Below are 13,097 nucleotides of genomic sequence, written 5' to 3'. Positions count from 1 at the left end.
AACCTTGCAGCGTAGCGCAGCCGCGGGGCTTCTGCCGGAGCAAGCTGCGCACCCTACTGACACCGTCCTTTCAGGAAGTTTTGCGATGTCCTTGTTTGCCGCCGTCGAAATGGCCCCCCGTGATCCGATCCTGGGCCTGAACGAACAGTTCAATGCCGACCCCAACCCCGCCAAGGTCAACCTCGGCGTCGGCGTGTACACCGACGAAAACGGCAAGCTGCCGCTGCTGGCCTGCGTGAAGGCCGCCGAAGCGCAGATGGCCGAAGCCGCTAGCGCCCGCGGCTACCTGCCGATCGACGGCATCGCCGCCTACGACAAGGCCGTGCAGGGCCTGGTCTTCGGCGAAGGCAGCCCGCTGGTCGCCGCCGGCCGCGTGGCCACGGTGCAGGCGTTGGGCGGCACCGGCAGCCTGAAGGTCGGCGCCGATTTCCTGAAGAAGGTCAATCCGGGCGCGAAGGTGCTGATCAGCGACCCGAGCTGGGAGAACCACCGCGCGCTGTTCACCAACGCCGGCTTCACGGTCGAGAGCTACCCGTACTATGACGCTGCGAAGCTTGGCGTCAACTTCGAAGGCATGCTGGCCGCGCTGAACAGTGCCGCCGCCGGCACCATCGTCGTGCTGCACGCCTGCTGCCACAACCCGACCGGCTATGACATCAGCGAAGCCCAATGGGACGCCGTGATCGAAACGGTCAAGGCCCGCAAGCTGGTTCCCTTCCTCGACATGGCCTACCAGGGCTTCGGCGACGGCATTGCCGAAGACGGTGCCGTCATCGGTCGCTTCGTGCAGTCGGGCATCGACTTCTTCGTCTCGACCTCGTTCTCGAAGAGCTTCTCGCTCTATGGCGAGCGCGTCGGCGCGCTGTCGGTGGTCTGCGAGAGCAAGGAAGAAGCCTCGCGCGTGCTGTCGCAACTGAAGATCGTCATCCGCACCAACTACTCGAACCCGCCTACGCACGGCGCGCAGGTCGTCGCCACCGTGCTGACCACCCCCGCGCTGCGCAAGCAGTGGGAAGACGAGCTGGCCGGCATGCGCAACCGCATCAAGTCGATGCGCGGCGCGCTGGTCGAGAAACTCAAGGCTGCCGGCGTCAAGCAGGACGTCTCGTTCATCACCACGCAGCGCGGCATGTTCAGCTATTCGGGCCTGACCAAGCCGCAGATGGAACGCCTGCGCAGCGAGTTCGGCGTCTACGGCGTCGACTCGGGCCGCATCTGCGTGGCCGCGCTGAACGACAAGAACATTGGCTACGTCGCCGAGTGCATCGCCAAGGTCATCTGAACGTGACGCGACTGCAAAGGGCCATCAAGGCCCTTTTTCCGGCTTTGTTTATAAACATATTGTTTTCAAATTGCCGGTGACGCGGCATGATTGGCGCCTCTGTGCCTCACACGATGCCGCCATGTCCTCGCACCTCCCGCACCTTCGTCTCGCCCGCCCCGTCACCCACCTGGCCCGCAGCGTCGCGCTCTACCGCGACGGACTGGGCTTGAACGTGCTGGGCAGCTTCGAGGACCATGAAGGCTTCGACGGCGTGATGCTGGGCCAGCCTGGCGCCGGCCATCACTTCGAGTTCACCTGCTCCCGCAACCACCCGGTACCACCCACCCCGACCCCCGAGGACCTGGTGGTGCTTTACCTGCCGGACGCGGCCGAATGGCGGATGGCCTGCGAACGCATGCAGGCCGTCGGGTTCTTGCCCGTCCCCTCGTTCAACCCGTACTGGGACGAACGGGGCCGCACGTTCGTCGACCCCGACGGCTACCGCGTGGTGCTGCAGAACGCCGGTTGGCACAACGCCGAGCCCGGCTGAGACGGGCTCGGCTCTCCGCATGCAGCGAGCCTGCTTGAAGCAGGCCCCGGCGCGCGGCGCTCACCAGCCCGGCATTTCGTCCAGCGTGGTCACGTTCGGAGCCGCGTAGAGGTCGCGAATCATGTGGTCGTTGTCGTAGATGAAATCCGACCACTGCATCACCCACGTCCACTTCGGCTGCTGGCGCAGCAGGTCGGCCGTGGGCATGTATTGCACCTCGCCGATGGCGACCGGCTTGCCCTTGGCGAAGTTGACCATCGCGTCGTAGAAGTCCTGCCGGTACCAGCCGTAGATGTCCAGCGTGACCACGTCGTAGTAGTCCGCGCCAGGGTCGTACCGGTACAGGTCGTTGGGCATGTCGTCGAAGTCCTGCACGTTCCAGGCCCAGACGATGTTGGTGAAGCCCTTGGTGTGGACCAGGTAGTCGTGGGTGATCTGGTAGAGCCGTGCACTGCCGTTCGGCCCCTGGTGGCAGGCCCACCAGAACATGCACTGGTTCATCTCGTGCAAGGGGCGGAAGATCACCGCCACACCGTGGTCCTTCAGGTCCTGGAAGAACGGGGACAGTGTCTCGAGCCGGCCGATCCATTGGTCGTAGAGCCAGTGGCCAGGCGTCGTCAGTTGGCGAAATTCCTCGTCGGTCAGCTTGTCGACCTTCAGGTCATCGAAGGTGCAGCTTTCGTCCCGCTTGGGCGAACACGCGTGGTAGGTCAGCGCGACCAGCGCCCCCTTGGCGTACTGCGCCTTGGCCTCCCCGATCATCGTCCAGCGGTGCTGCACCTGATCCCCGAACAGGAAATCGCCACCCCACAGGCCGGATGGCCGTCCGGCGATTGCATCGTTCTCATCGGTGTAGCTGTGCGGCGTGTTCGAGTACTTGTTGTGCATGCCCACCACGGTGGCCACGCCGGATGTGTTGTTCAGGAAGTTCAGGATCTTCTGGCGGCCGCCGGATGCGCCGCCCTTCTTGATCTTGATCCAGTTGAAGTTGCCGACGTCGCCGTTGAAGCCGGCCCCCGGCGTGTCTTCATGCAGTTGCAACACATGACGGCCCACCGGCAGGTGGATCGTCGTCGTCAACGTGACCCAGTTCTGCCAGCCCCCCGTGTCGGGAATGGTCTGCTGCGGTGTGGCGTCGACGAAGTTGAGTTTGTAGTGAAAACTGCCGCCGCGCCCCAGGCAAGCCACCCGGGTGTGGATCGTGTAGTTGCCGGCCTTCTCCACCTTGATCGTGTAGTTGAGCCAATCACCGGCGCGTGCCCAGCCGACGTTGTAGCCACCGCCGGTGTCGGTGCTCTTTTCGAGGCTGACGCCTTCGGCCAGGCGGTACTGGCCGAGGTGGTTGATGTTGTCGAGGGTGTGATAACCGACGTTGTCGCCCCCGAGGTCGAAGTTCTCGGCCTGCACGATGCCCGGCACCAGCACCGGTTTGCCCCCATACGGCATGGATTTGGCGTGCACCGGCCCGGCCAGTACGCCCCCGAGGCAGACGGCGGCGAGCGCCAGGATGAAACGGCGAGTCAGCATGTCCACGTCTCCTCTTAATACCAATGTGAGACCGGTATGTACACCCGCAAGCCGCCGACGCCATCGCGCGGACACCGGTGGACACACCCGTTTCCTCGGGTTTTGAAGAATCCTGTGGTCGCGTGAGGCGCTAAAAGTGGTCGAAACTGGTCTGGTTACCGGTCGGCCGCAGCAGGTGTGCAAGCGCTGCCATGGCGGCCCAAATCCCTCTCTGCATCCCAGTTTATAAACATAATGTTTATTTATTGACCGAGGCCGGGCATGATCTCATCCATCTCGGAAGCCGACACCATGCCCGCCACACCCACCACCCGCCTCGAACTCCGTCAGGCCCTGGATGCCAGCCTGGCCTATGCCGCCACCTACCCGGCTGGCCGCCTGCGCCTGTCAAACCATCTGCCGATGGTGCTGACCTCGCTGTATCGGCTGCATGCACCGGCCGACGCACTCCAGACTCACCTGCAGCGCATGGCCCAGAAGCTTGCGCCGCTAGCGCCCGACAGCGACGACGCCCGGCTTGGCCGTGATTTTGCCGGCGAGCTGGAACGCGACGGCCGCGCCGCCGTCTTGGCGCGACACCTGCCCAGCTTGCTGGCTGCCAGCGAAACCGCAGGTTTTCACGGCCTGATCCGCCTCGCCTTCGCGCTGGACACCGATCACACGGCTGAACTCGCGCAGGCCCTGGCCGGCTGGAAAGCGTGCCTCGAAGCGCTCGGCCCGCCACCCCCGGCAACCGGGGGCCCCAACGAGAAGCTGGCCGATGTCCTGCAAGCCGCGTCCGAAGCCCCCACGCTGGCCAGCGCCCCGCAGCACCACACGACCATCGTGGAGGACATGCGTCGCAGCACGGCCCTGCCCGGCTTCGACGATTGGGTCAGCGGACCTCGCGCGCCCGCGGACGCGGCACTGACGCTCGACGCGCTGGCGGAAGCCTCGCTCGCGGTCTACCTCGCCAGCCGCGATTTCACGGCGCTGCACCTGGTCACCGGCTGCCATGCGCTGCGTCTCGTTTTGCCGCATGCGCGCCTCGACGCCGCGCGGAGCCAGATCGTGTTGCGCGGCGTCTGGCGGGCCTGGCTCGCAGCGTGGATCTCCATCGGCCGGCCTGCGCCGGACTGGTTGGCTGTCTACCTCGGAGGCCCGGCCAGTGAATCGGACTGGCAAGCGGCGCTGCCCGCATTGCTCGCGGCCGCCAACGATCACGGCATCAAGCTCGCCTGGACGGCACTGGACGAATGGCGCCACCGCGGCTGGCCGGGCTACGCCCGCGTGCTGCCCACCGTGCAGGTGCAGTCATGAGCCTGGACCGAGCTTCCGTGCGCCTATTGGTCGCGGTCTGTGCCGTCACGCTGCTGTGCACGATCGGCATGGCGATGCCCTACCCGATCCTCGCGCCGATCTTCGTCGATGGGCCGATCGATGACTTCACCCACTTCGCCGGCATGCCCCCCGAGTGGCTGCTGGGCGTCGCGCTGGCGGCCAACCCGGCCGGCATCCTGCTCGGCAGCCTGGTGCTGGGGCCCTTGTCGGATCGCCTCGGGCGTCGGCGTGTGCTGGTGACCACCCTGGCCGTCGGCGCACTGACCAATCTGTTGACGGCCGGCGCGCTGGAGTCGCGGCTGTACGTGCTGTTCGTGATCGCGCGTTTTGCCACCGGCCTGACGGAAGGCAACATCGCCGTGGCCCGGGCGCTGCTGGCCGATCACCACGGCGAGGCCACCCGGGTCAAGGCCTTCGCGTGGCTCAACGCGTTCCAGTACGGCGGCTGGCTGCTCGGCCCGTTGTTCGGCGGGTTCCTGCTGCGCTGGGGCGACGCCGTGCCGTTCGCGCTGGCGGCCGTCGCGATGCTGGGCTGCATCGGGCTGGTATGGGTCGGTGTGCCGGGGGGGCAAGCCCCTGCGACGGCCACGACGGCCGAGTCGAAGGGCGCGATGGCCGGCTCGACGCTGGCACCGCTGATCCACGACGCCGCCTTGCGCCGCCTGTTCCTGCTGCAGATGGCCTACATGTGCGGCGTGACGGCGCTGTACGACTATGCGCCGCTGTGGTGTGTCACCGAGGCCGGCTTCACCAGCACCGGCATCGCCTGGATCACCGCCGTGCAATGCGCCGCGATGCTGGTCGGCACCTGGCTCGCCGGACGCCTGCCCGCGCTCGATCACCCGCTGCGCACCACTGCGCTGGCAGCACTGGCCACCGCAGCGGGTCTGGCCTTGCTGGTCGTTGCGCCGGCCACGCCGGGCCTGGCGCTGATCGCCGCGCTCGGCCTGCCGCTGGCGGTCTACAACGCCTTCATGCCGGCGTGGGTGTCGTCGCGCTTCGCCCACCACGGCCAGGGCCGGGTGATGGGGCTGCTGACGACGATCTTCTGCTTTGCCAACGTGGCGGTCGCGCTGGCCGGCGGCGTCTTGTCGCTGTGGACGGTCCGCGGCGTGATGGCGCTGGGCGCGTTGTGCGCCGGCTGCGCCGCCTGGGCGTTGTGGCATTGGGCCCGGCGAGAGGCCACACAAGGCAAACTCGCGGCCGCCGCTGCCACCGCCTGACCTCGCCCATGGCCAACACCCCCGACCGACTGCTGTTCCAGCTCAAGAGCCGCGGCCCGCAAACCGCCGCGACACTGGCCGCCGCCTGCGCCATCACGCCGATGGGCGCGCACAAGCAGCTGCAGGCGCTGGCCGCACAGGGGCTGGTGAGCTTTCACGACGAGCCGCAGGGCGTGGGCCGCCCCCGCCGCATCTGGTGCCTGACCGGCGCTGGCCACGGCCGCTTCCCGGACCGCCACGGCGACCTCGCCGTGCAGCTGCTGCGCCATGCCGCTGAGCACCTCGGCCCACAAGCGCTGGAAACCTTGATCGCCGCGCGCGAAGCCGAGTCGGAGTCGTCGTACCAGCGCCGCCTGGGCGGGCTCGACGAGCTGGGTGAGCGCGTACAGGCGCTTGCCCAGGCCCGCAGCGAAGAAGGCTACATGGCCACCGCGCAGGCCGACGGCGATGACTGGCTGCTGGTCGAAGACCACTGCCCGATCTGCGCGGCGGCCACGCAATGCCAGGGCTTCTGCCGCTCCGAGCTGGCGCTGTTCCAGCGTTGCCTCGGGCCCGGCGTCGAGGTGCGGCGCACCGAACACGTGTTGGCCGGCGGCCGGCGCTGCGCCTACCGCATCCGGCCGGTCGGCTGATCACGGGCGCAGTTCGGCGAGAACTGGATCGCGCGGACCGCGCTTTTCCTGCGCTTGCTGCACCCGCACAAGGCGTTCAATGCGGGTGAATGCCGATCGTGTATCCACGTAGGCAAGTGTAGATGTTGCGATGCACAATAGCGGTGTAAACGTTTTGTCAGCCTGGGTTGAACGTTGACAGCACACGATGTGTCCTGATGTTTGACACTGATCTGAATCCCCATCGGAGCCTTGCCCATGCTGTATCAGCTGTATGAAACCCAACGCGCGCTGATGGCGCCGTTCTCAGAGTTCGCCAGCGCCTCGGCCAAGCTCTACAGCCATCCGCTGTCGCCATTCACGCACCTGCCGATGTCGCAGCGCGTGGCCGCCGGCCTCGACCTGATGCACCGGCTGGCCAAGGACTACGAAAAGCCCGAGTTCGGCATCAAGACGGTGAACGTCGACAACGTCGATGTCGCCGTGCAGGAACAGGTCGCGATCGAGAAGCCGTTCTGCCGGCTGATCCGCTTCAAGCGTTTCTCCGACGACCCGACCGCGCTGATGGACATGAAGGCCCAGCCCACCGTGCTGGTCGTCGCCCCGCTGTCGGGCCATCACAGCACGCTGCTGCGCGACACCGTCAAGAGCCTGCTGCAGCACCACAAGGTCTACATCACCGACTGGACCGACGCTCGCATGGTGCCCACCGAAGCCGGCCCGTTCCACCTCGACGACTACGTCAACTACGTGCAGGAGTTCATCCGCCATATCGGCCCTGAAGTGCACGTGATCTCGGTCTGCCAGCCCACCGTGCCGGTGCTGGCCGCCGTTTCGCTGCTGGCCAGCGCCGGCGAGTTCACGCCGCGCACGTTGACGATGATGGGCGGCCCGATCGACGCCCGCCGCTCGCCGACCGCGGTGAACAACCTGGCGATGAACAAGAGCTACTCCTGGTTCGAGAACAACGTCATCTACCGCGTGCCGCCGCACTTCCCCGGCGCGGGCCGCCAGGTCTACCCCGGCTTCCTGCAGCACACCGGCTTCGTGGCGATGAACCCCGACCGCCATCTCAGCTCGCACTACGACTACTTCCTGGACCTGGTCCGAGGCGACGATGACAGCGCCGAAGGCCATCGGCAGTTCTACGACGAGTACAACGCCGTGCTGGACATGCCGGCCGAGTACTACCTGGACACCATCAAGACGGTGTTCCAGGACTTCGCGCTGGTCAACGGCACCTGGCAGGTCGGCGACGCCTTCGTACGCCCGCAAGACATCACCACCAGCGCGCTGCTGACGGTCGAGGGCGAGCTGGACGACATCTCCGGCGCCGGCCAGACGCGTGCCGCGCACGAGTTGTGCACCGGCATCCCGAAGACGCGCCAGTTCCACTACGACGTGGCGGGTGCCGGCCACTACGGCATCTTCTCGGGCCGCCGTTGGCGCGAGAAGGTCTACCCCGAGGTGCGCGCCTTCATCCAGCGTTTCAACGAGCCTGGCGAGATCATTGCCACGCCCGGGACGACGGCCCGCAAGCCCCGCGCGGCCAAGGCGGCCGGCAAGCCCGCCGGCAAGGCGGCGGCCAAGACCACGTCCAGGCGGGCCCGCAAGAACGGATGATCGGCGGCTTCCTGCCAACCGGTGCACGCTGATGCTGCATCGATACGCGGACTGACCACTCAAGTCCCCGTCGCAGCGGTCGATACCTGACGTATGCCCGGCTCACCCGAGCCGGTGTGGCGCTTTCTCCTGTCACGGAGCGGCGCCTTCATCAGGTCACCTCCGCATGCGCCCGTTCTCGATCGCCGCCCGACACCTCCGCCAGCTTGGCCTGGCGGTGCTGGCCTTGTGCACGCTGGCCGCCCACGCCGGCAATGCCGACCTGCGCATCGTCACCGAAGAGCTGCCGCCCTACAACATGACGCAGGGTGGCCAGATCACCGGCCTGAGCACCGAGGTGGTCCAGGCGGTGCTGAAGGAAGTCGGCGTGCAGGCGCCGATCAAGAGCATGCCCTGGGCCCGGGCCTACGACATTGCGCTGAACGAAGAGAACGTGCTGATCTATTCGATCACCCGCACGCCCCAGCGCGAAAAGCTCTTCAAATGGGTCGGCGTGATCGCGCCGACGCATTGGGCCCTGTATTCGCGCCCCGGCCGCAACCTGGTCATCAGGCAGCTCGACGACGCCCGCAAGTTCCAGATCGCCACCGTCAACGAAGACGCCGGCGAGCAGTACCTGGTCAGCAAGGGCTTCGTGCTGGGCAAGAACCTGCAGTCCAGCAACAAGTACGAGTTCAACTACGAAAAGCTCAAGCTCGGCCGCGTCGACCTGTGGATTTCGAACGAGCTGAACGCGCTGTACCTGACCCGCCAGGCCGGTGACAACCCCGAAACCCACCTGGTGCGGGTGCTGTCGCTGCCCGATCTGGCCAACGACGACGGCCTGAACATGGCCTTCAGCTCGAAGACCCCCGACGCCACCGTCGAGCGCTTCCGAAAAGGGCTGGAAACCATCCGCCGCAACGGCACCTACGACGCCATCAAGAAAAAGTGGCTGTGAAGCCTCACGCCCCCTGAGCTCGTGTCCACCCCGCTCGAAGCCGGCCTCAGCAGCCCGCCGACCCTGACCTCGCCGACACCACGCGCCGGCTCGCTGGGCCGTCGGCTGGTGATCGCGACGCTGGCCTTCGGCATCGTGTTCACGATGGCGGCCGCAGCCTTGCGAACCTGGCAGGCCTGGCAGGCCAACCTCGCGTCGATGACCGCCGAGCTGACGTTGATCGACCAGGTCTTCCAGCGCACATTGTCCAAGGCCATCTGGGAGATGGATCGTGACGCACTGCGCACCCAACTCGACAGCGCGGCGCAAGTCGCCTCGGTCGGTCGGGTCGAGCTGCGCGTCCAGCAATCCGGCCGTGCCCCCGAGGTGATCGAATCACGCCGGCCGGGTCAATCGGTGTCGTCGATGACGCCGATCATCACCCGCGAGCTGACCTACGAGCCCTACGCGGGCGCCAGCGAAGTGGTGGGCCAGCTGACGCTCGTCGGGGATGAACGTGTGCTGCGGGATCGCCTGCGCGGCGAGGTGCTGGACATCGTGTTGACCCAGCTGGTGCAGTCCCTGTTGCTGGCCGGTCTGATCATGTGGCTGTTCAACAGCTCGGTCACGGTGCATGTGCGCTACATCGCGCGCCATCTCGAAGAATTGACGCCGGCGACGCTCGGCCGCGCGCTGCGACTGGACCGCCAATCGCGGCGTGGCGACGAGCTCACCCTGCTCGAAACCGGCGTCAACGACCTGCAGCACAAGCTCTCCACCTACCTCGAACGGCAGAAGCAGGACGAGCGTGACCTGGCCGCCCACCGCGACCGACTGGCCGAGCTGGTCGACGAACAGACCACCGAACTGCGCGCTGCCAACAAGCGGCTCGAAGAGCAGTCACGCGCCGACCCGCTGACCGGCCTGGCCAACCGCCGCCACTTCGACGAGTTGAAGGACATCGAATTCCGCCGTGCCCAGCGCCTGAGCCAGCCGCTGACCGTGCTGATGTGCGACGTCGACTTCTTCAAGCGCTACAACGATGCCTACGGTCACGCCCAGGGTGATCGCTGCCTGCAGCTGGTGGCCGGGGCGCTGAAAGACAACTTCGCCCGCGCCGGCGAGGTCGTGGCCCGCATCGGCGGCGAGGAATTCGCCGTGCTGCTGCCTGGCATCGACGCAGCGCAGGCCCGCACCGCGGCCGAGCGCCTGCGCCGCCGCATCGAATCCCTGGCCATAGAGCACCGCGACTCGGCAGTCAGCGGCTTCATCACGCTGAGCATCGGCCTGGCGCAGTTCGACCCGGCGACGATGGACCACTTCGACCTTTTGCTGCACCAGGCAGACCAGGCGCTCTACCGTGCCAAGAGCCAGGGCCGTGACCAGATTTCCGAGTGACCCGCCGACGACCACCTGAGGTGTCCATGCAGTTCCGCCTCCCCGCCTCGTTCACCTTCCTGCTGGCCATGCTGATCGCCCTGACCTGCGCGAGCGCCAGCACCAGCGCTCGCGCCGACGGCATCCGCATCGTCACCGAAGACTCGTCGTACACCTACCTGCATGACGGGAAGGTCGCCGGCCCGGCGACCGAGATCGTCGAGGCGACGATGAAGCGCGCCGGCCTGACCGACTACAAGATCGCGCTCTACCCCTGGGCCCGCGCCTACGACCTGGCGCTGCAAGAACCGAACGTGCTGATCTTCCTGATCGCCCGCACCGAGGCTCGCGAAGCCCAGTTCAAATGGGCGGGCGAGTTCATGCGCATCGAGTACCACCTGTACAAGCTGCGCGGCCGCAACGACGTGGTGGTGCGCAACCTGCAAGACGCCAAGGCCTACGCGGTGGGCGTCATGCGCGACGACGTGCGGCAGCAGTACCTGCAATCACGCGGCTTCGACAAACTCGTCGTCTCGGCCCGCAACACCGACAGCCTGCGCATGCTGCTGGACCGCAAGGTGCATCTGCTGCCGCTGCCCGACAACGACGTGATCCGCTTCTGCAAGGAAGCGAATGTCGATCCCGCGGCACTGGAGAAGGTGCTGACGCTCAACGAGATGACCACCGGCATCTACATGGCCTACAGCCGCCACACGCCGGACGACACCGTCTCCCGCACCCGCAACGCGTTCGACCTCATCAAGGCCGAGGGTACGGTGGCGCGGTTGATGCGCGCCAAGCCGTGAGCTGAGGCGCCGACGACCTGATCGGCATTCTCATGCCATGGTCGTGGCGGCAGGGCGACGGCGTGCCACGCGCAGGCACGCCTCCACGATTCCATGGTGGGTGGCTCGGGGGTGCGGGCACGGGCCCCATTCGCGGTCGCCCCAACACCGGCAAGCGCAGAACAGTGCTGACCGAGAGCCCGCTGCACGCCGAGCACGTCACCCCGCGAGCGTGGGCCGGAGAACGCACCCCCGGGCTACCCGCCACGCTCAACCCTTTGCAGGTGGAATGGCGCGACCTTCAGCAACGCCCCCTGACGCTCGGCGCTCACCCGCTGGGGATAATCCGCCGGTGATCCACCCCGCGCCGACCCAACTGACCCCAGCGCAGGCCGCCCTGGCCGAGCGCATCAACGACGCGCTGCCGCAGACGCAGTGCACCCGCTGCAGCTATCCCGACTGCCATGGCTACGCCGCCGCCATCGCTGTCGGCGAAGCGGCGATCAACCAGTGTCCGCCAGGCGGCGCCGAAGGCATCGCCCGCCTGGCCGCGCTGACCGGTCAGCCCCTCATCGCGCTGAACCCCGACAACGGCCACGAAGGCCCACGCGGTGTGGCGGTGATCGACGAGAACTGGTGCATCGGCTGCACCTTGTGCATCAAGGCCTGCCCGGTCGACTGCATCGTCGGGGCGCCGAAGAAGATGCACACCATCGTCGAGGCCGATTGCACCGGCTGCGAGCTGTGCATCCCTGCCTGCCCGGTCGACTGCATCTCGATGGAGCCCGTGAACCAGGACCCCCAGGGCCGGGCATTGCCCGCCCCGCCCCCCGAGGAGGTGAGTCGACTCGGGGGCGGCCCTTCGCCGACTCGCGCCCTCACCGGCTGGGCCGCGTGGAGCGTCGAGCAGGCGACGCGAGCACGCGAGCAGTACGCCTTCCGCCAGATGCGCGTGGCGCGCGACAGGCGCGAGAACGACGAACGCCTGGCCGCCAAGGCCACCCACAAGCTGGCCGACCTGCCGAACCAGACCCTGCACACCGAGCCCGAGGTGATCGATCGCAAGCGCGCGGTCATCGAGGCCGCACTCGCGCGGGCGCGTGCGCAGCGTACTGCGGCACCGGCCCCCTCACCCGCCCCCAGCGACGACGAACCGCAAGAATGAACCCGGCCACGATCGAACGCTTCTTCGCCACACTGAAGGCGGCCAACCCGCAGCCCGAGACCGAGCTGGAGTTCACCAACGTGTTCGAGCTGCTGGCTGCCGTGCTGCTGTCGGCCCAGGCCACGGATGTCAGCGTCAACAAGGCCAGCCGGGCGCTGTTCGCCGCGACCCCCACGCCGGCCAAGATGCTGGCGCTCGGCGTAGAAGGTGTCGAGCCGTACATCAAGACGATCGGCCTGTACCGCACCAAGGCGCGCCATCTGATCGAGACCTGCCGCATCCTGGTCGAGCAGCACGGCGGCAAGGTGCCGCCCGATCGCGAAGCGCTGGAGGCGCTGCCCGGCGTCGGCCGCAAGACCGCCAACGTGGTGCTGAACGTCGCATTCGGCGAGCCGACGATGGCCGTCGATACGCACATCTTCCGCGTCAGCAACCGCACCGGGCTGGCACCCGGCAAGAACCCGCTGGCGGTCGAACAGGCGTTGCTCAAGCGTGTGCCCGAGGCCTATCGCGTCGATGCCCATCACTGGCTGATCCTGCACGGGCGCTACGTCTGCCAGGCACGGCTGCCGCGCTGCGGCGCCTGCCAGGTGCGGGCGTACTGCGAGTTCGAGCCGAAGACGGCCGCGGTGTGATGCGCCAGTTCGCCGCCCTGCTCTTCCTGCTGGCTGCGGGCGTCCAAGCGCAGCCGATCAGCGTGGTCGACGACAGCGGCCACACCATCAGCCTGCCC

The 13,097-nt window shown here is 67.2% G+C and carries 12 protein-coding genes; 11 read left to right on the top strand and 1 reads right to left on the bottom strand.

Annotated features, from left to right (window positions below; all coding sequences use genetic code 11):
- Positions 1-85 precede the first annotated feature (85 nt).
- Both VFY73_RS18135 and VFY73_RS18130 read left to right on the top strand, forming a co-directional pair.
- Complete coding sequence (locus VFY73_RS18135) at positions 86-1,282, top strand: amino acid aminotransferase (protein ID WP_329721329.1); 1,197 nt, start codon at positions 86-88, stop codon at positions 1,280-1,282.
- A gap of 121 nt (positions 1,283-1,403) precedes the next feature.
- Positions 1,404-1,814 carry a VOC family protein gene (locus VFY73_RS18130; RefSeq protein WP_329721327.1) on the top strand — a complete coding sequence of 137 codons (411 nt, stop codon included), beginning with the start codon at positions 1,404-1,406 and terminating at the stop codon, positions 1,812-1,814.
- 60 nt (positions 1,815-1,874) lie between these two features.
- On the opposite strand, the gene VFY73_RS18125 is transcribed toward VFY73_RS18130, so the two are convergent.
- Complete coding sequence (locus tag VFY73_RS18125; protein ID WP_329721325.1) at positions 1,875-3,341, bottom strand: glycosyl hydrolase; 1,467 nt, start codon at positions 3,339-3,341, stop codon at positions 1,875-1,877.
- A 291-nt stretch (positions 3,342-3,632) separates the two neighbouring features.
- Here VFY73_RS18125 and VFY73_RS18120 point away from each other — a divergent pair, with 291 nt between their 5' ends.
- From VFY73_RS18120 to nth, 9 genes are all read left to right on the top strand, one after another.
- Positions 3,633-4,640: a questin oxidase family protein gene (locus VFY73_RS18120; RefSeq protein WP_329721323.1), complete on the top strand. Its 1,008-nt coding sequence runs from the start codon at positions 3,633-3,635 to the stop codon at positions 4,638-4,640.
- Entirely contained in the window at positions 4,637-5,884 is a 1,248-nt protein-coding gene (locus VFY73_RS18115) for an MFS transporter (RefSeq protein WP_329721321.1), read from the top strand. Before VFY73_RS18120 ends, VFY73_RS18115 begins: the two co-directional genes overlap by 4 nt.
- 8 nt (positions 5,885-5,892) lie before the next feature.
- Entirely contained in the window at positions 5,893-6,516 is a 624-nt protein-coding gene (locus VFY73_RS18110) for a MarR family transcriptional regulator (protein WP_329721319.1), read from the top strand.
- 237 nt (positions 6,517-6,753) lie between these two features.
- Positions 6,754-8,118 (top strand): polyhydroxyalkanoate depolymerase, encoded by a 1,365-nt coding sequence (locus VFY73_RS18105; RefSeq protein ID WP_329721317.1) that lies wholly within the window; start codon positions 6,754-6,756, stop codon positions 8,116-8,118.
- Positions 8,119-8,284: 166 nt separating this feature from the next.
- Positions 8,285-9,058 (top strand): substrate-binding periplasmic protein, encoded by a 774-nt coding sequence (locus tag VFY73_RS18100; protein ID WP_329721315.1) that lies wholly within the window; start codon positions 8,285-8,287, stop codon positions 9,056-9,058.
- A gap of 21 nt (positions 9,059-9,079) precedes the next feature.
- Positions 9,080-10,435 carry a diguanylate cyclase gene (locus tag VFY73_RS18095; protein WP_329721313.1) on the top strand — a complete coding sequence of 452 codons (1,356 nt, stop codon included), beginning with the start codon at positions 9,080-9,082 and terminating at the stop codon, positions 10,433-10,435.
- A gap of 26 nt (positions 10,436-10,461) precedes the next feature.
- On the top strand, positions 10,462-11,220 hold the full coding sequence (locus VFY73_RS18090; RefSeq protein ID WP_329721311.1) for a transporter substrate-binding domain-containing protein: 759 nt from the start codon (positions 10,462-10,464) through the stop codon (positions 11,218-11,220).
- Between the two features lie 331 nt (positions 11,221-11,551).
- Positions 11,552-12,364 carry an RnfABCDGE type electron transport complex subunit B gene (locus VFY73_RS18085; protein WP_329721309.1) on the top strand — a complete coding sequence of 271 codons (813 nt, stop codon included), beginning with the start codon at positions 11,552-11,554 and terminating at the stop codon, positions 12,362-12,364.
- On the top strand, positions 12,361-12,999 hold the full coding sequence (gene nth, locus VFY73_RS18080; RefSeq protein ID WP_329721307.1) for an endonuclease III: 639 nt from the start codon (positions 12,361-12,363) through the stop codon (positions 12,997-12,999). The genes VFY73_RS18085 and nth overlap by 4 nt, the downstream gene beginning before the upstream one ends.
- The last annotated feature ends 98 nt before the right edge of the window (positions 13,000-13,097 follow it).

This window comes from Ideonella sp. (assembly GCF_036277275.1).
Taxonomy (GTDB): domain Bacteria; phylum Pseudomonadota; class Gammaproteobacteria; order Burkholderiales; family Burkholderiaceae_C; genus Ideonella.
This window is presented reverse-complemented; position numbering and strand designations above follow the sequence as displayed.